The sequence below is a fragment of the Duffyella sp. Ts4 genome (assembly GCF_051851875.1).
GTDB classification, from domain to species: Bacteria; Pseudomonadota; Gammaproteobacteria; order Enterobacterales; family Enterobacteriaceae; genus Duffyella; species Duffyella gerundensis.
Window position 1 is genome coordinate 214,168 of the sequence record NZ_JBLYPN010000005.1, and the last position, 17,763, is coordinate 231,930.

The window sequence follows — 17,763 nt, forward strand, 5'->3', positions numbered from 1 at the left end:
CTCATTCCGTCAGCGCAACGTAAGCGATTGCGTGTGGTTTGCCGGGCGATCGCTTTGCGGGTAAGATTAAAAGCCCGGCTGCCTGAAGGCGCACAAGCCCTTAAAATTAAGCACATTTGTGCTGATTACCGGCTACGGCCACCGCGATGTCATCACTCAGAGAAACACTATGGAAACCCGGCGCGACGAACGTATTCATAAGCTTACTCAGGCGCTTAAGCACACCGATAAACTGCATCTGAAAGATGCGGCGCAGTTGCTGGGCGTCTCTGAAATGACCATCCGCCGGGACCTCAGCGAATGCGCCTCCACGGTGGTGTTGCTGGGTGGCTATATCGTTAGCGATCCCAAACATCACGTCGGCCACTATTTCATCTCCGATCAGCACGGACAGAATGCCGCGCGCAAGCAGCGGCTGGCGCAGGTCGCCGCCGGACTGATCGCGGAAAACGATACGGTGTTTTTTGATTGCGGCACCACCGTGCCTTACATCATTGACGCCCTGCCCGACTCGCTGAGCTTTACCGCGGTCTGCTGCGCGATGAATACCTTTCTGGCGCTGAAGGAGAAACCGGCCTGTAACGTGATCCTCAGCGGCGGTGAATTTCACGCCGATAATGCGCTGTTTACACCCATCGGCGCGCACTCGATTCTTGACGATCTCTGTCCGACGCTGGCTTTTATCTCGGCTGCGGGCATTGATAAAGATCAGGGCGCTACCTGCTACAACATTAATGAGCTGGCAATGAAACATCACGCCATGCGCCGCGCCCGTCAGCGGATCCTGATTGCCGACAGCAGTAAATATGGCAAGGTGCTGCCGGCACGCATCGGCGAGCTGCGCCGCTTTGATATGCTGGTCAGCGACAGCGCGCCGGATGAGGCGCTGGCCGCCAGCATGGCGCAGCAGCTGCTGGCACTGCATCTGCCCGGAGCGTGAGCAGCGTCGGCGTTTTCGCGCTGCCCTCTGCGGTTGCGGAAGAATCCGCGCGCATCGGCTGTGAATAGCGGTTAAAAAAGGCTAAACTTCGGGATCGAACGTTACCGAAAACCGATCCCAAGAGGCTCAATACAACGTGGCTCAATTCGTCTATAGCATGCATCGCGTCGGCAAAGTGGTTCCGCCGAAGCGACATATCCTGAAGAACATCTCGCTCAGCTTCTTCCCTGGCGCCAAAATCGGCGTACTGGGTCTGAACGGCGCAGGTAAATCAACGCTGTTACGCATCATGGCCGGTATCGATAAAGATATCGAAGGTGAAGCGCGTCCGCAGCCCGGCATCAAAATTGGCTATCTGCCGCAGGAGCCGCAGCTAAACCTTGAACACACCGTGCGTGAGTCCATTGAAGAAGCGGTATCCGAAGTGGTTGGCGCGCTGAAGCGCCTCGACGAGGTGTATACGCTCTACGCTGAGCCGGACGCTGACTTCGACAAGCTGGCCGCTGAACAGGGCCGTCTGGAAGAGATTATCCAGGCGCACGATGGTCATAACATCAACAGCCAGCTGGAACGCGCTGCCGATGCGCTGCGCCTGCCGGACTGGGATGCGAAAATCGCCAACCTGTCGGGTGGTGAGCGTCGTCGTGTGGCTATCTGCCGTCTGTTGCTGGAAAAGCCAGACATGCTGCTGCTCGACGAACCAACCAACCACCTTGATGCCGAATCCGTTGCCTGGCTGGAGCGCTTCCTGCACGACTTCGAAGGCACCGTGGTGGCGATTACCCACGACCGTTACTTCCTTGATAACGTAGCAGGCTGGATTCTGGAGCTTGACCGCGGCGAAGGTATTCCGTGGGAAGGTAACTACTCTTCCTGGCTGGAGCAGAAAGATCAGCGTCTGGCGCAGGAAGCTTCATCTGAAGCGGCGCGTCGTAAGTCGATTGAGAAAGAGCTGGAGTGGGTTCGTCAGGGCGCGAAAGGCCGTCAGTCCAAGGGCAAAGCCCGTCTGGCACGCTTTGAAGAGCTGAACAACGCGGAATACCAGAAGCGTAATGAAACCAGCGAACTGTTTATTCCACCGGGCCCGCGTCTGGGCGACAAAGTGGTGGAAGTGAACAACCTGCGTAAATCTTATGGCGATCGCGTGCTGATCGACGATCTGACCTTCTCCGTACCGAAAGGCGCGATTGTCGGCATTATCGGACCGAACGGCGCCGGTAAATCGACGCTGTTCCGCATGCTTTCCGGTCAGGAACAGGCGGATCAGGGCAGCATCGAACTCGGCGAAACGGTGAAGCTGGCCTCTGTGGATCAGTTCCGTGACTCGATGGATGGCAGCAAAACCGTTTGGGAAGAAGTCTCAGGGGGTCAGGACATTATGCGCATTGGCAGCACCGAAATGCCAAGCCGCGCCTATGTTGGCCGCTTCAACTTCAAAGGCACCGATCAGGGCAAGTTTGTCGGTGAGCTGTCTGGTGGTGAGCGCGGTCGTCTGCATCTGGCGAAGCTGCTGCAGGTTGGCGGCAACATGCTGCTGCTCGATGAGCCAACCAACGACCTCGACATTGAAACCCTGCGCGCGCTGGAAAATGCCCTGCTGGAATTCCCTGGCTGTGCCATGGTGATCTCGCATGACCGTTGGTTCCTCGACCGCATCGCCACGCACATCCTCGACTACCAGGATGAAGGCAAGATCGAATTCTTCGAAGGTAACTTTACCGAATACGAAGATTACAAAAAACGTACGCTGGGCGCTGCCGCACTGGAGCCAAAGCGCATGAAGTACAAGAAGATGACCAAGTAATCATCTTAAGGGAGCCACAGCGGCTCCCTTTTTTATTGCCGATCAACGATAAAACGCCCGCAACACCTCACTCTGCAAGACAAAATCGATGTAGCGCGCCACCGCCGGCGAATTCAGTTTTCTGTCCGGATAGACCAGCCAAAGCTCATTGCCCGTGACTTCCCATTCCGGCAGCACTTTCACCAGCTGCGCCTGCGATATCTCATCGCTGAGGAAACGCGGCAGCAGCGTAATGCCGCCGCCTTCAATGGCACACTGGCGAGCATAAATCAGATTGTCGGTCAGGTGCGTTGGCGGCAGCAGCCAGCGATAGCTCTCTTCACCCTTGCTCAGCAGCCATTCAGCCCAGGCACGATGGGCAATCGACTGGTGCTCCGGCAGCTGATGCGGATGATGAATCGCCGGGAAGCGCGCCAGATAGGCGGGCGACGCCACCAGATCGCGCTGACAGTAGCCGATGCGTCGGCCAATCAGCGTCGAATCTTCCGGCTTTCCAGTGCGCAGCGCGATATCTACCCCCTCCTCCACCAGATCGCGCCGCTCATCGGAGATCAGCACCTCCAGCGTCACCTCGGGATAGCGCCGCTGAAACTCAATATTGCATTTCGCCAACAGCGTAGCGCCAATGCCCGCCGGGCTGGTAATGCGCAGCCGCCCGCTGGGGTTCTCCCGCAGCCGTGCGATCGCCTGTTCAGCACGTTCACTGGCCTGCAATAGTTCCTGACAATGGATCAGGTAACGTTCACCGGCAAAGGTCAGGCTCAGCTTGCGCGTGGTGCGATTGAGCAATCGCAGACCCAGCTGCTGTTCCAGCTGGCTGATGCGCTGACTGACGCTTGATTTTGGCAGCCCGGCGCGCTGGGCCGCTGCGGTGAAACTGCCGCAGCCCGCCACCAGCGCAAACAGCGCCATATCCTGCAGTTGCTTAAACATGATTGTTCACCTGAGACGAACGCTGTGTGAGTTATTGTCCATATTATCATCGCCGTCGGATGCCACTACACTTAAGGCATCAACCAAGGAGAACATCGTGAATATTCGAGCCATTGCTATCAACCCTGAGAACCCCGCGCAGTTTATTGAGATTCAGCCAGAGAAGCCGACGCCGGGCGAATACGATCTGCTGGTGGAAGTGAAGGCGGTATCGGTCAATCCGGTCGATACCAAAGTGCACAAAGGCGCGCAAAAAAATGGCCTGCAGCAGCCGCGCATCCTCGGCTGGGATGCCAGCGGCGTGGTGCGGGAAGTGGGCAGCAGCGTTACGAATTTCAAAGCGGGCGACGAGGTCTATTACGCTGGCGATCTGACCCGTCCAGGCAGCAACAGCACGCATCAGCTGGTGGATGCGCGTATTACCGGCCACAAGCCGACCTCGCTTGAGTGGGCAGCGGCGGCGGCGATTCCGCTAACCGCACTGACCGCGTGGGAAGGCCTGTTTGAGCGTCTCCATCTCGATCAGGCGGGCGCCGACAAAACGCTGCTGATCGTTGGCGGTGCGGGCGGCGTGGGTTCACTGGCGATTCCGCTGGCTAAGCTGCGTAGCAAGGTCAAAGTGATTGCCACCGCATCGCGCCCGGATTCGGTGAAATGGTGTCAGGAACGCGGCGCCGATCTGGTGATTGACTACAAAGATATGCCGGGCGAGCTGGAGAAGCATGGCCTGAAGCAGGTCGATTATATTTTCTGCCTGAATGATACCGATGGCCACTGGAACACCATGGCACAGCTGATTGCGCCGCAAGGCCATATCTGCACCATCGTGGAAAATGAGCATCCGCTGTCGATGGATCAGCTGAAGCTAAAAAGCGCCGCGCTGCACTTTGAACTGATGTATACGCGCAGCATGTTCAAGACGCCAGATATGGCGCAGCAGGGTGAGATTCTGGATGCGGTGGCGACACTGCTGGATGAAGGTAAACTGCAGGGCACGCTGAGCGAGACGCTGCACGGCCTGAGCGTTGATACGCTGACGCAGGCACACGGCAAAGTGCTGGAAGGCCACATGCGTGGCAAAGTGGTTATCGCTTACTGATAGCCTCTGGCCGACCGGCCAGCGCAGGTGACGGGCCAGCGGGCGTGATGCTCGCTGGCCCGTTTTCGATCAGGCTTTTACCAGCGCGCGCACCAATTCGACGCAGCGTAAAAACCGGCTGTCATAATCATCTTCTTCCACGTGCACATAATCGACCTGGTTCGCATCGAGCATCGATACCAGCAGCGTCTGAAACTCACGACGATCTACCGAGCTGCCAAGACTGCGCAGCCCATCGGCCACCCAGGGCACATTATTCTCCAGCAGGATCACCAGATCAAAACGATATTCATCGATCAGCGCCTGCACAAACGGATGTTCGCGCCCTTCATACTTTTTGCAAAACGCCTGCGTAGTAACAAAATCGGTGTCGATAAACGCCACCTTGTTAGCGTACTTCACCGCAAAATCGATATATTGCGCCTGGCCCAGGGCGATCTTGTCGTAGTCGGAATATTGCAGCGCCATTTCGTCACCGCCAAGGTGCGAGAAAACGTAATCGCGACCATATTCCCAGGCGCTGGTGGTGTTGAAGATGTTGGCCAGCTTGTTAACCAGCGTCGATTTGCCGCTCGATTCGCCGCCTAAAATCGCCACCGTACGTACAAAGAACGGCTTCACTTCGGTAGGAATGTATTCCCAGTAGTGAAAAGGATTCTGGCGGATCTGCGCGCCGCTGATGTTCATAAAGGATCGTTTTGGATCGATTACCCGCGCCTCGATCCCCAGATGCGCCTGATACTGCGCGCCATCCTGCTCTTCGCTGGTATAGACGCAGTCCGGCAAAATACCCTCGTTGGACATATAGGCCTGAATACCGGCGCTCCAGACATCCCAGCCGTGCGGATAAGGCTCCATGCCCTCTTCGTTAAAGGCGTGAATATGAATATTTTTCTGATATTTGAAGGTTTGCAGCAGCCAGCGCAGGCGATCGCTGACCGTCGGCTGTTGCGACATGGCGCTGTTTTCAAACAGCTGGCGATCGCGCGAGTCGTCATAGCCCATCACGATATGCAGCTCATCGACCTGGCTACAGGCGCGCTGGATCAGATAAATGTGCCCGGTGTGCAGCGGATAAAACTTGCCGAATACCACGCCAATGGTTTTCTCACGACGCGGAAACTCCAGCCCTAAAAAACGGTGCAGCGCCTCCAGCTTCTGGGCGCTGGGGCTTTTGATTTTGGCGTTTAACAGCTGGCTGAGATAGCCTTTGGTCATGCCGCTGGCGTCTGCAACCTGTTGCAGCGTATGTCCCTGCTGGCGGATAGCCGTTTTAAGATACTCAAATGACGACATGATCTGCCTCCTGCGTAAAGGGTATGCCGGGCTGAGCGAAAAGCGGCCCCGCAGGGCCGCTGTGCATCAGAGTTCGTCCAGAATCGCCAGCGCATCGGCCAGCTTTTTAACGCCAAACACCTGCATGTTTTCCGGCATTCGTTTCGGTACGTTGGCCGCCGGAACGATGGCGCGCTTAAAGCCGTGCTTGGCCGCTTCGGAGATGCGCTCCTGGCCGCTGGGCACCGGACGAATTTCGCCAGCCAGGCCGACTTCGCCAAAAATCACCAGGTCAGGCGGCAGCGGACGGTCGCGCAGACTGGAGACCATCGCCAGCAGCAGCGCCAGGTCGGCGCTGGTTTCGGTGACTTTCACCCCGCCAACCACGTTGACGAACACATCCTGATCGGCCATTTGCAGGCCGCCATGACGGTGCAGCACCGCCAGCAGAATGGCGAGGCGGTTCTGTTCCAGCCCCACCGCCACGCGGCGCGGGTTGCCCATCATCGACTGATCGACCAGCGCCTGAATCTCCACCAGCAGCGGGCGCGTGCCTTCCCAGACCACCATCACCGAACTGCCCGGCGTCACCTCATCGCCACGCGAGAGAAAAATCGCCGACGGGTTGCTGACTTCGCGCATGCCCTGCTCGGTCATGGCAAACACGCCCAGCTCGTTGACCGCGCCAAAGCGGTTTTTATGGCTGCGCAGCGTGCGGAAACGCGAATCGGCATCGCCGTCGAGCATCACCGAACAGTCAATGCAGTGCTCAAGCACTTTCGGCCCGGCCAGCGATCCATCTTTGGTGACGTGGCCGACCATCACAATCGCCACGCCGCGAGTTTTGGCGAAGCGCGTCAGATAGGCAGCGGTTTCACGCACCTGCGCCACGCTGCCTGGCGACGACTGAATGTCCGCCATGTGCATCACCTGGATTGAGTCGATCACCATCAGCTTCGGCTGCTCCTGCTCGGCGATCAGGCAGATCTGTTCGATGCTGGTTTCCGACAGCATGTTCAGATCCTGAGTCGGCAGACCCAGACGGTGCGCGCGCATGGCGACCTGCTGCAGCGACTCTTCGCCGGTGACGTACAGGGTTTTCATGCCCTCTGCCAGCTTGCACAGCGTTTGCAGCAGCAGCGTACTTTTACCGGCGCCGGGACTGCCGCCGATCAGAATGGCGCTGCCAGGCACCACGCCGCCGCCAAGTACGCGGTCAAACTCTTTAAAGCCGGTGGAGAAGCGCGGCAGCTCTTCCAGGCTAATGTCCGAAAGCTTTTGCACGCGGCTGACGCCGCTGCTGCCCGCGTAGCCCGACAGACGCTCATTGCGCGCCACCGTCGGCGAGGCGGCAAGCCGCACTTCGGTAATCGTATTCCACGCCTGGCAGGCGCTGCACTGCCCCTGCCAGCGAGGGTAATCTGCGCCGCATTCATTACAAACAAAGGCACGTTTTGCCGCTTTGGCCAAAGTAACTCCTCAGTTAACGCTCTTCGTGAATCAGGCTGCCGCTGAGGATGCAAAAGACGCCCATCAGATCGGCATGCCGAATGGTCACGTTGGTTTGTTCATTTACTTTTGGCTTGGCGTGATAGGCGATGCCCAGCGCCGAAGCCTTGATCATCAGCAGGTCGTTAGCGCCATCGCCAATCGCCACGGTCTGTTCCGCTTCGATGCCAAACCGCTGCGCCAGCTTGTGCAGCGTGTCGGCTTTATATTGCGCATCGACAATCGGCCCAATCACCTCACCGGTGAGTTTGCCGTCGCGGATCTCCAGCTCATTGGCCACTACCGCCGCCAGATGCAGCTTGTCGCGCAGATAGTCGGCGAAGAAGGTGAAGCCGCCGGAGGCGATCGCCACCTGCCAGCCCAGCGCCTGCAGCTTTTGCACCAGCGTAATCAGGCCCGGCATCAGCGGTAGCCGATCGCGCACCTGCAGCAGGATATTGGCGTCGGCATCTTTCAGGGTGCCCACGCGCTGGCGCAGGCTGGCGGTGAAATCGAGTTCTCCGCGCATGGCGCGTTCGGTGACTTCCGCCACCAGCTCGCCGCTGCCAGCCAGTTTGGCAATTTCATCGATGCACTCAATTTCAATGGCGGTAGAATCCATGTCCATCACCAGCAGGCCCGGCGCTTTCAGGTAGGGAATTTTCCCCAGCGGCGCGACGTCGAAGCCCGCGTCATGAGCCAGCTTAGTGGCTCGCGGCGTGAGCGATCCCGCCAGACGCACCACCTGATATTCATCAACGCACCAGGCGCTGACGATAACCATGGCGGCACCAAGCTGATGCTGAAACGCCGTCAGACGTGCTTTATCCAGCCCGCGTCCATACAGCAGCCAGCCGGTACGTCCGGCACGATAATCCAGCGGCATGACTTCGTCACCGCTGAGAGAAAGGGGTAAACCTGGCCAGAGTGAAAGATCGGCGGGCAGGTCGCTCCAGGTCAAACGATTTGGCATTACAGCTTCTCCAGGCGGGACAACAAAACCACGCAAGAGGCTACCCTGTCAGCGACGCTTCTGGCAACATAAAGTGTCGAAAACGACCCGGCTTCTGTCCAGAGTGAGATAAGGTTCGAGATGGCAAAAACCAAGTTGAAATTCCGTCTGCATCGCACGGTGATTGTGCTGATCTGCCTGACGCTGTTAGTGGTGCTGATGCAGGGTGCGTCCTGGTTTAGTCTCGGCCATCAAATGGCACGTTCTGAGCAGGTAGAAGAGCTGGCGCGCGCGCTGACTCGCCAGGTCGCCTTCAGCCTGAACCCGCTGATGGACAACAGCGACAACAACCGGGCGCAAATTGAAGCGATCCTCAACCAGCTCACCGATCAGAGCCGCATTCTTGACGCCTCGGTTTACGCCGATGACGGCTCACTGGTGGCGCACAGTGGTGAAACCATTCGCGTGCGCGATCGCCTGGCGCTCGACGGTCAGCGTGCGGGCAGCTATTTCAATCATCAGCTGGTGCAACCGCTGGAAAACAGCGATGGCCCGCAGGGTTTTCTGCGCGTTACGCTGGATACGCACGTGCTGGTGACCGAAGCCAAACAGGTTGATAACACCACCAACATCTTACGGCTGATGATGCTGCTGGCGCTGGCGATTGGCATTATTTTAACCCGCACTCTGCTGCGCGATCGGCGCACACGCTGGCAGCAGTCGCCGTTCCTGTTAACCGCCAATACGCCGGTAAAAGAGGACAGTGACGACGAGCAGACAGAGCCGGAGCAGAAGTCGTAAGGCGAGTGCAGAGCAGTACAGAGTAAAGCCGGGCGAGAGCTCGCCCGGCAGGCAATCAGGCTTTATCGCCTAACAGCACAGATTCCAGCGCGATTTTGATCATGTCGCTGAAGGTGGTCTGACGCTCTTCGGCGGTGGTCTGCTCGCCGGAACGGATATGATCCGACACGGTACAGATCGCCAGTGCTTTCGCACCGAACTCAGCGGCCACGCCATAGATACCCGCGGCTTCCATCTCCACGCCGAGGATGCCATATTTTTCCATCACGTCGAACATCTGCGGATCTGGCGTATAGAACAGATCGGCGGAGAAGATGTTGCCTACGCGAGCATCAACGCCCAACGTTTTCGCCGCATCAACCGCGTTACGCACCATGTCAAAGTCAGCAATCGCCGCGAAGTCATGATCTTTAAAACGCATACGGTTAACTTTGGAATCGGTGCTGGCACCCATGCCGATGACCACATCACGCAGTTTCACATCGGCACGCACCGCGCCGCAGGAACCGACGCGAATGATTTTCTTCACGCCAAACTCGGTGATCAGCTCTTTCGCATAGATTGAGCAGGAAGGAATGCCCATGCCGTGGCCCATGACTGAAATACGACGGCCTTTATAGGTGCCGGTATAGCCAAGCATGCCACGCACGTTGTTGACCTCTACCGCGTCCTCAAGGAACGTCTCGGCGATATGTTTCGCACGCAGCGGGTCACCGGGCATCAATACCACGTCCGCGAAGTCACCCATTTCTGCATTAATATGAGGCGTTGCCATAATTTTTCCTTTTCAGTGTTACGTCAGGCCACCAGCGATGGCCTGTAATGATTCGCCGCGATTAGAGCAGGCTTTTGCCATATTCCATATCGGAAAGACCGAAATATTTTGCCACCGTCTGACCGATGTCGGCAAAGGTGTCGCGATAGCCGAGGAAGCCAGGCTTCACGTCCGGGCCGTAAATCAGGACTGGAATGTGCTCGCGCGTATGTTCGGTGCCTTCCCAGGTGGGATCGCAGCCGTGGTCAGCGGTAAGGATCAGAATATCGCCCTCTTTCACCTGCGCCATTAGCTCAGGCAGGCGGCGGTCAAACAGCTCCAGTCCGCCAGCGTAGCCCGCCACGTCACGACGATGTCCCCAGGTGGAGTCAAAATCAACGAAGTTGGTGAACACGATGGCGTTGTCCGGCGCGGTTTTCATCTCTTCTACCGTGGCGTCAAACAGCGCGTCCAGGCCGGTGGCTTTGATCTTTTTAGTGATGCCGACGTGGGCATAGATGTCAGCGATTTTGCCCACCGAAATCACTTCGCCCTGCTTCTCATCCACCAGCTTTTTCAGGATGGTAGGCGACGGCGGCTCAACGGCCAGATCGTGACGATTGCCGGTACGCTCAAAGTGCCCGGCTTTATCGCCAACAAAAGGACGAGCGATAACGCGGCCGATGTTATAGCCGCCTTCGGTCAGCGCTTCACGGGCGATTTCGCACAGGTCGTACAGCCGTTGCAGACCAAAGGTCTCTTCATGGCAGGCGATCTGGAATACCGAGTCGGCAGAGGTGTAGAAAATCGGCTTGCCGGTTTTCATGTGCTCTTCGCCCAGCTGATCCAGAATTACGGTGCCGGATGAATGGCAGTTGCCGAGATAGCCCGGCAGGTCCGCTTTTTCCACCAGCAAATCGAGCAGTTCCTGTGGGAAGCTGTTCTCTTTGTCGCTGAAGTAGCCCCAGTCAAACAGCACCGGCACGCCAGCAATTTCCCAGTGGCCCGACGGCGTATCTTTACCGGAGGAGAGCTCGCTGGCGTAGGCGTAGGCACCGATGATTTCAGCGTTGGCATCCAGTCCTGGCGGGAAGCGGCCGGTTGAGGCTTCTGCGGCTTTACCCAAACCCAGGGCGCTCAGGTTCGGCAGATGCAACGGGCCTTTACGGCCTTTGTCTGCTTCACCGTTAAAGCACGCCTCGGCAATGTGGCCAAGGGTATCTGACCCATGGTCGCCGAACTTGTCGGCATCTTTACTGGAGCCGATTCCAAAAGAATCCAGCACCATGATAAACGCACGTTTCATGTACGACTCCTGCGCGTGAGCGCGTCAAATTTAAAAAATCGATCAGAGTAGTATACGGCTATTGGGTGATTCTGCGATAGACCATCGGTGTGGTTGCTGCCGCCTGCTCCGAAGTTTGTACCGCGGCGCGGATCTCCTGCGCGGCCAGCTGCCAGCTCGACTCGTCAGCGGCATGCACAACGGCCAGCGGCGTCTGCTGATCCACCCGCTGACCCAGCGCGGCCATCTCGCTAAGGCCGACGCTGTAATCGATGGTATCGCTGACGCGACGACGGCCGCCCCCCATGGTGACGATGGCCATGCCGATGGCACGCGTATCCATCGCCGTGATTACGCCAGGGCGTTCGGCGTAGACCGCCTTGCTTAAGGTTGCCGCAGGCAGATAGCGATCCATGTTACTGATGAAATCAGCCGGGCCGCCCTGTGCCGCCACCATGCGGCCAAAGCATTCCGCCGCCGCGCCGTTGTCCAGCACCGCCTGCAGTTGACGACGCGCATCGGCGTCGTCGCTGGCCAGACCGCCCGACAGCAGCATTTCGCTGCACAGCGCCAGCGTCACTTCCAGCAGACGCGGATTACGGTAGGCGCCGGTGAGGAAATCCACCGCCTCACGCACTTCCAGCGCGTTACCGGCGCTGGAGGCGAGCACCTGATTCATGTCAGTCAGCAGCGCACTGGTTTTGCAACCGGCGCCGTTCGCCACGCCGACGATCGCCTGCGCCAGCTGCTCTGAGGCTTCAAAGGTCGGCATAAAGGCGCCGGATCCCACTTTGACATCCATGACCAGCGCATCCAGCCCTTCCGCCAGCTTCTTCGCCAGAATCGAGGCGGTGATCAGCGGAATAGAATCCACGGTGGCGGTAATATCGCGGGTGGCATAGAAGCGTTTGTCCGCCGGTGCCAGCGAGTTGGTCTGGCCGATAATCGCCACGCCGACCTGCTTGATCATCTGCCGAAAGCGTTCGTCGTTTGGGAAGATATCGAAGCCGGGGATCGCCTCAAGCTTATCGAGCGTGCCGCCGGTGTGACCCAGCCCACGCCCGGAGATCATCGGCACGAAGCCGCCACAGGCCGCCACCATCGGGCCAAGCATCAGCGACGTCACGTCACCCACACCGCCGGTGGAGTGTTTATCCACCACCGGGCCGCCAAGATCCAGCGCCTGCCAGTTGAGCACGCTGCCGGAATCGCGCATCGCCATGGTCAGCGCCACGCGCTCAGAGAGCACCATATCGTTAAACCAGATGGTCATGGCCAGCGCGGCAATCTGCCCTTCCGTCACGCTGTTATCACTGACGCCCTGAATGAAAAAACGGATCTCTTCTTCGCTCAGCACCTTGCCGTCACGCTTTTTGCGAATAATTTCCTGTGGCAAAAACATGTCGATCTCCCGATCTTTTAGCGTAAAGAGTTAGTAGCTGGAGGTGCTGGCGGCAACCTGATGGCCCGTGGCCTGCAGCAGGCTGGTTAACAAGCTCGAGGCGCCAAAGCGGAAATGACGCGCATCGGCCCAGTCGCTGCCCAGAATGTCATCGGCCAGCTTCAGGTAGATCGCCGCATCGTCAGCGGTACGCACGCCACCGGCAGGCTTAAAGCCAACCTGCTGCTGCACGCCTTTGTCACGGATGACGCTGAGCATGATTTGCGCCACTTCCGGCGTGGCGTTCACCGGCACTTTACCGGTAGAGGTTTTGATGAAGTCGGCACCGGCATCGATAGCGATTTCAGAGGCCTGACGGATCAGCGCTTCTGATTTCAGCTCACCGGTTTCAATGATCACTTTCAGCAGCACGTTAGCGGCGGCGCAGACTTCTTTACAGGCTTTCACCAGCGCAAAACCCACTTCCTGGTTGCCTGCCATCAGCGCGCGATACGGAAACACCACGTCAACTTCATCGGCACCGTAGGCAATTGCCGCGCGGGTTTCGGCCAGCGCGATATCGATATCATCATTGCCGTGCGGGAAGTTGGTGACCGTCGCGATGCGCACCTCTGGCGTGCCCTGCTCGCGCAGCGCCTTGCGGGCAACCGGGATAAAGCGCGGATAGATGCAGATAGCGGCTGTAGTGCCCGCAGGCGAATTGGCCTGACGGCATAGCGCGATCACTTTGGCATCGGTGTCATCGTCGTTCAGGGTGGTCAGATCCATCAATTTCAGCGCGCGCAGCGCAGAGGCGGTTACATCACTCATGTTTATTCTCCAACTTGCAGACAAGGTAAACGCGCCGTGCAGCGCGCAATGTTAAAATAATAACAGACTGAACCCGACGGAAACGTGCGGACAATCACATCACCACGGTGAAGCAGCGGGCAGATGGGCAATAACGCGCCTCGCCGTGGCCTTTCAATGTGATAATTTTAACATGAAACCGGCCGGGGTTGGAAATCGCCAATGGGCTCAGAATGCGAACAGGCGTCGGGTGGTAGCGTAAATCGTGCTGGCGATCTGCTCAGCCGGTTCACTGCGCAGTTCGCACAGCGCCTGCCAGACACGCCGCACCTGCTCTGGCCGATTCGGTTCGCCCTGAAAGCCATTCAGCGGCATGTCGGGCGCATCGGTTTCCAGCAGCAGCGATGAGAGCGGCAGCTGCGCGATGGTGTTGCGCGTCTTGCTGGCGCGTGGATAGGTAATGGTGCCGCCGACGCCGATCGCATAGCCCAGCTTAATAAACGCCTCTGCCTGCTGCAGGCTACCGGCAAAGCCGTGTACCACACCGCGCCGGGGCAGATCGATGCGGCGCAGGTGCAGCGCCAGCTTGTCGTGCGTGCGCCGGGAATGCAGAATCACCGGCAAATCGTGGTCGCGCGCCAGCCGAAGCTGCGCATCGAGCAGCCATTGCTGTCGGCTAAAGTCCGGCTGCTCCATGTAGAGATCGAGACCGATTTCACCGATTGCCACCAGCTTAGGCGGCTTGCTGGCGAGCAGCGTGTCCAGCTGTGCCAGATGGGCATCCTGATGCTGATTAATCACAACAGGATGCAAACCCAGCGCGGCCCACAGCGGTGGGTGATCGCTGGCCAACTTCAGCACGCCGGCAAACCGGCTGGCGTCCACCGCGGGCACAATGATGTTTTCCACGCCTGCCGCGGCAGCCAGACGCAGGCTATCCTCAGCGCGATCGATAAAAGGGGGAAAATCAAAATGGCAGTGGGTGTCGATAAACATCTCTTTCATCCGATAAACCTCAGAACAGGATTAAGCAGTTTACCTTTGGCAGGCGCGACGAAAAACAGCGATGTACGAGGAAGAAAACAGAGGGCGTCGAAACGCGGATAAAGCGAGTGGTCACTGTTGTGCGGTGGCGGCGCCTTTTTACAGAAGGCGCCACCGCCGCACCATAAAAAAACGCCCTCAGCGAGGGCGTTTTTCTGTGCAGGCGTTGTTCAGACGTTCTCTGCCGTAATCTTCCTGTACGATACCGGAAAACCAGTCATTATTCCCTGCGGTCCAGACAGCATCATTATCAAACCACTCTGCCCAAACCAGCCACATCTGGCCTTTCCATTGTTTCCATTTGCCAACGACGATGTCGCCATTCATGACTGAACTCCGATCTTACAGGCGATCAACTGTTCTAGAGGCGTTTACGGCCGGTGAACAGGCTGATCAGGAACAGGATGATACCTACCACGAAGACAACTTTAGCGGCCCATGCTGCGGTACCCGCCAAGCCACCAAAACCTAACGCGGCTGCAATCAGTGCAATGACCAGAAAAATAATACCCCAACGAAACATAAGCCTCTCCTTAACCATAGTGAAATCGAACTGCTTGTGCATCCAATCCAGGGGAGTATCCCGCGAATCGTCTTTTTATATACCGACTGCAGCCTGCGAACAGGCTGCATAAATCATTACGATTTAACGGTCAGGTCGTTTTTAACGCTTTTCACGCCTTCAATGGCTTTTGCGATACCTTCTGCGCGGTCTGACTGCGCTTTGTTATCGACGGTTCCTGATAACAGAACAACGCCATCATTGGTTTCCACTTTCACTTTACGTGAAGGGATGATGTCATCTGCTAACAGTTTAGCCTTAATTTCGCTGGTTGTTGCAGCATCGCCTGCATAACTTTTAACTGACTGACTTTTGCTGTCTTTAACGTGTAGTTTATCGCTAACGGATTTCACGCCTTCAACTTTTTTAACCAACGCGACGGCTTTTTCTGCCTGATCCTGAGAGGTAACGAAACCGCTCAGCGTGACCACGCCGTTGTGCGTTTTAACGGAAATGTCTGTGCTTTTAATTGCGTCGTCATCTACCAGTGCAGCTTTTGCTTTGGCAGTAACACCGCTGTCATCCATAAAACCATCGACTTTTTTCATAGAACTATCGATTTTAGAACCTGCGCTGTCGGCGGTGTTCTGTGCTTTATGGGTCATGGTTTCTTCTGCCAGAGCAGAACCACTCATCAGCGCAGAACCAACCAGTACAGCCATCAGAGTTTTAGCAATCTTAGTCTTGTTCATCGATTTCTTCCTTCTATCAGTTGATTCACCTGCATCTGCAGGCTTACAGCAAAATTTACGCTTGCTGTTGAAACGGGTGGTACGGAATTAACCCGTATAACACCGCACCCGATGAAGTAATCATAGACGGCAATTTCCGTTCTGCTTGATTTTTTGGTTAGAAAACAGGGGAAAGGAATTTTTTAAGAGGAGTCTGTAGCGATGCATGCTGAGAAAACAGCAGAGGTGAGCGATTTTTATGGGCCGGGGCGCACATTATAATGCGCCCCGACGTCAATTCCGCTCTTAGTGTTCGCGGGTTTTGCGGAACACCACTTCCGGATAGCGTTCCTGAGTGATATTCAGGTTCACCATGGTTGGCGCAATGTAGGTGAGATTGTCACCGCCATCCAGTGCCAGGTTGACTTCGTTTTTGCGCTGAAATTCGTCGAATTTCTTCACGTCCGGGCAATCCACCCAGCGGGCGGTAGAAACGTTAATCGCTTCGTAGATCGCCTCAACATTGTATTCGCTTTTCAGACGCGCCACGACCACATCAAACTGCAGTACACCCACCGCGCCGACGATCAAATCGTTGTTGTGCACCGGACGGAAGACCTGCACTGCGCCCTCTTCCGACAGCTGAACCAGCCCTTTCAACAGTTGCTTCTGCTTCAGCGGATCGCGCAGACGAATACGACGGAACAGCTCTGGCGCAAAGTTAGGGATGCCGGTGAACTTCAGGTTTTCGCCCTGAGTAAAGGTATCGCCAATCTGAATGGTGCCGTGGTTATGCAGGCCGATGATATCGCCCGGCCAGGCTTCTTCCACGTGGGTACGATCGCCCGCCATAAAGGTCAGCGCATCGGAAATTACCACGTCTTTGCCGGTGCGCACCTGGCGCAGCTTCATGCCTTTTTCATACTTACCGGACACCACGCGCATAAAGGCGACGCGGTCGCGGTGTTTCGGGTCCATGTTGGCCTGAATCTTAAACACAAAGCCGGTGAACTTGTCTTCATGGGCTTCAACCACACGCGCATCGGTTTTACGCGGCATCGGTGGCGGTGCCCACGACACCAGGCCATCCAGCATGTGATCAACGCCAAAGTTGCCTAATGCGGTGCCGAAAAACACCGGCGTCAGCGAGCCCTGTAAAAAGGCGTCCTGCTCAAACTCATGCGACGCGCCCTGCACCAGCTCCAGCTCCTCACGCAGCTGCGCGGCCAGCTCTTCACCTACCGCCTGATCGAGATCCGGGTTGTGTAAGCCTTTGACGATGCGCACTTCCTGAATGGTGCTGCCTTTACCTGACTGATAAAGGTAGGTTTCATCTTTATAAAGGTGATACACGCCTTTAAACAGTTTGCCGCAGCCAATGGGCCAGGTGATGGGCGCACAGGCGATTTTCAGTTCGCTCTCCACCTCATCCAGCAGCTCCATGGGATCGCGAATATCGCGGTCCAGCTTGTTCATAAAGGTGATGATTGGCGTATCGCGCAGTCGCGTCACTTCCATCAGCTTGCGGGTACGATCCTCAACGCCTTTTGCCGCGTCAATGACCATCAGGCAGCAGTCCACCGCCGTCAGCGTACGGTAGGTATCTTCCGAGAAGTCTTCGTGTCCCGGCGTGTCCAGCAGGTTGACCAGGCTTTCACGGTAAGGAAACTGCATCACCGAGGTCGTGATCGAAATACCACGCTGCTTTTCCATCTCCATCCAGTCCGATTTGGCGTGCTGGTTGGAGCCGCGGCCTTTTACCGTACCGGCGGTCTGGATCGCCTGTCCGAACAGCAACACTTTTTCAGTGATGGTGGTCTTACCGGCATCGGGGTGCGAAATAATGGCAAAAGTGCGGCGACGCGCCACCTCTTGCATAAAGGGTGCATTTGACATGGATAGGTCTTCTGTTTCAGCGCCCGGCAGCCCGCTGGCTACCGGGCCGGGAATTCACGATGGCCGGC

Annotated in this window: 17 protein-coding genes; 4 read left to right on the plus strand and 13 right to left on the minus strand. The window is 57.1% G+C overall.

What is annotated here, in order from left to right:
- Window positions 1-169 precede the first annotated feature (169 nt).
- Both deoR and ettA read left to right on the plus strand, forming a co-directional pair.
- Window positions 170-940 (plus strand): DNA-binding transcriptional repressor DeoR, encoded by a 771-nt coding sequence (gene deoR, locus ACJY2L_RS10785; RefSeq protein ID WP_439213654.1) that lies wholly within the window; start codon window positions 170-172, stop codon window positions 938-940.
- 136 nt (window positions 941-1,076) lie between these two features.
- Entirely contained in the window at window positions 1,077-2,744 is a 1,668-nt protein-coding gene (ettA, locus tag ACJY2L_RS10790; protein WP_439213656.1) for an energy-dependent translational throttle protein EttA, read from the plus strand.
- A 42-nt stretch (window positions 2,745-2,786) separates the two neighbouring features.
- Here ettA and ACJY2L_RS10795 read toward each other — a convergent pair whose 3' ends face one another.
- On the minus strand, window positions 2,787-3,680 hold the full coding sequence (locus tag ACJY2L_RS10795) for a LysR family transcriptional regulator (protein WP_067427816.1): 894 nt from the start codon (window positions 3,678-3,680) through the stop codon (window positions 2,787-2,789).
- A 94-nt stretch (window positions 3,681-3,774) separates the two neighbouring features.
- Here ACJY2L_RS10795 and ACJY2L_RS10800 point away from each other — a divergent pair, with 94 nt between their 5' ends.
- Entirely contained in the window at window positions 3,775-4,776 is a 1,002-nt protein-coding gene (locus tag ACJY2L_RS10800) for a zinc-binding alcohol dehydrogenase family protein (RefSeq protein WP_067427814.1), read from the plus strand.
- A gap of 69 nt (window positions 4,777-4,845) precedes the next feature.
- Here the strand turns inward: ACJY2L_RS10800 and nadR are convergent, their stop codons facing one another.
- The 3 genes from nadR to serB form a co-directional block, all read right to left on the minus strand.
- Window positions 4,846-6,072 carry a multifunctional transcriptional regulator/nicotinamide-nucleotide adenylyltransferase/ribosylnicotinamide kinase NadR gene (gene nadR, locus ACJY2L_RS10805; RefSeq protein ID WP_439213658.1) on the minus strand — a complete coding sequence of 409 codons (1,227 nt, stop codon included), beginning with the start codon at window positions 6,070-6,072 and terminating at the stop codon, window positions 4,846-4,848.
- 66 nt (window positions 6,073-6,138) lie between these two features.
- The gene (radA, locus tag ACJY2L_RS10810) at window positions 6,139-7,521 is read right to left on the minus strand and encodes a DNA repair protein RadA (protein ID WP_067427812.1); all 1,383 of its coding nucleotides are present in this window, start codon (window positions 7,519-7,521) and stop codon (window positions 6,139-6,141) included.
- A 13-nt stretch (window positions 7,522-7,534) separates the two neighbouring features.
- Entirely contained in the window at window positions 7,535-8,512 is a 978-nt protein-coding gene (gene serB / locus ACJY2L_RS10815; RefSeq protein ID WP_439213659.1) for a phosphoserine phosphatase, read from the minus strand.
- A gap of 120 nt (window positions 8,513-8,632) precedes the next feature.
- Here serB and ACJY2L_RS10820 point away from each other — a divergent pair, with 120 nt between their 5' ends.
- Complete coding sequence (locus ACJY2L_RS10820; protein WP_067427808.1) at window positions 8,633-9,292, plus strand: YtjB family periplasmic protein; 660 nt, start codon at window positions 8,633-8,635, stop codon at window positions 9,290-9,292.
- A 55-nt stretch (window positions 9,293-9,347) separates the two neighbouring features.
- Here the strand turns inward: ACJY2L_RS10820 and deoD are convergent, their stop codons facing one another.
- The 9 genes from deoD to prfC form a co-directional block, all read right to left on the minus strand.
- Window positions 9,348-10,067, minus strand: a complete 720-nt coding sequence (gene deoD, locus ACJY2L_RS10825) for a purine-nucleoside phosphorylase (RefSeq protein ID WP_067427806.1) — start codon at window positions 10,065-10,067, stop codon at window positions 9,348-9,350.
- Window positions 10,068-10,128: 61 nt separating this feature from the next.
- Window positions 10,129-11,352, minus strand: a complete 1,224-nt coding sequence (deoB, locus tag ACJY2L_RS10830) for a phosphopentomutase (protein ID WP_439213660.1) — start codon at window positions 11,350-11,352, stop codon at window positions 10,129-10,131.
- Window positions 11,353-11,410: 58 nt separating this feature from the next.
- Complete coding sequence (gene deoA, locus ACJY2L_RS10835) at window positions 11,411-12,733, minus strand: thymidine phosphorylase (protein ID WP_439213661.1); 1,323 nt, start codon at window positions 12,731-12,733, stop codon at window positions 11,411-11,413.
- A gap of 30 nt (window positions 12,734-12,763) precedes the next feature.
- Window positions 12,764-13,543: a deoxyribose-phosphate aldolase gene (gene deoC / locus ACJY2L_RS10840; RefSeq protein WP_439213662.1), complete on the minus strand. Its 780-nt coding sequence runs from the start codon at window positions 13,541-13,543 to the stop codon at window positions 12,764-12,766.
- A 207-nt stretch (window positions 13,544-13,750) separates the two neighbouring features.
- Window positions 13,751-14,527: a TatD family hydrolase gene (locus tag ACJY2L_RS10845; protein ID WP_439213663.1), complete on the minus strand. Its 777-nt coding sequence runs from the start codon at window positions 14,525-14,527 to the stop codon at window positions 13,751-13,753.
- 177 nt (window positions 14,528-14,704) lie between these two features.
- Complete coding sequence (locus ACJY2L_RS10850) at window positions 14,705-14,893, minus strand: CsbD family protein (protein WP_067427795.1); 189 nt, start codon at window positions 14,891-14,893, stop codon at window positions 14,705-14,707.
- A 34-nt stretch (window positions 14,894-14,927) separates the two neighbouring features.
- On the minus strand, window positions 14,928-15,089 hold the full coding sequence (locus ACJY2L_RS10855) for a DUF1328 domain-containing protein (protein WP_004389381.1): 162 nt from the start codon (window positions 15,087-15,089) through the stop codon (window positions 14,928-14,930).
- A 116-nt stretch (window positions 15,090-15,205) separates the two neighbouring features.
- Entirely contained in the window at window positions 15,206-15,820 is a 615-nt protein-coding gene (gene osmY, locus ACJY2L_RS10860) for a molecular chaperone OsmY (RefSeq protein ID WP_439213664.1), read from the minus strand.
- A 285-nt stretch (window positions 15,821-16,105) separates the two neighbouring features.
- Window positions 16,106-17,695 (minus strand): peptide chain release factor 3, encoded by a 1,590-nt coding sequence (gene prfC, locus ACJY2L_RS10865; protein WP_067427791.1) that lies wholly within the window; start codon window positions 17,693-17,695, stop codon window positions 16,106-16,108.
- Window positions 17,696-17,763 lie beyond the last annotated feature (68 nt).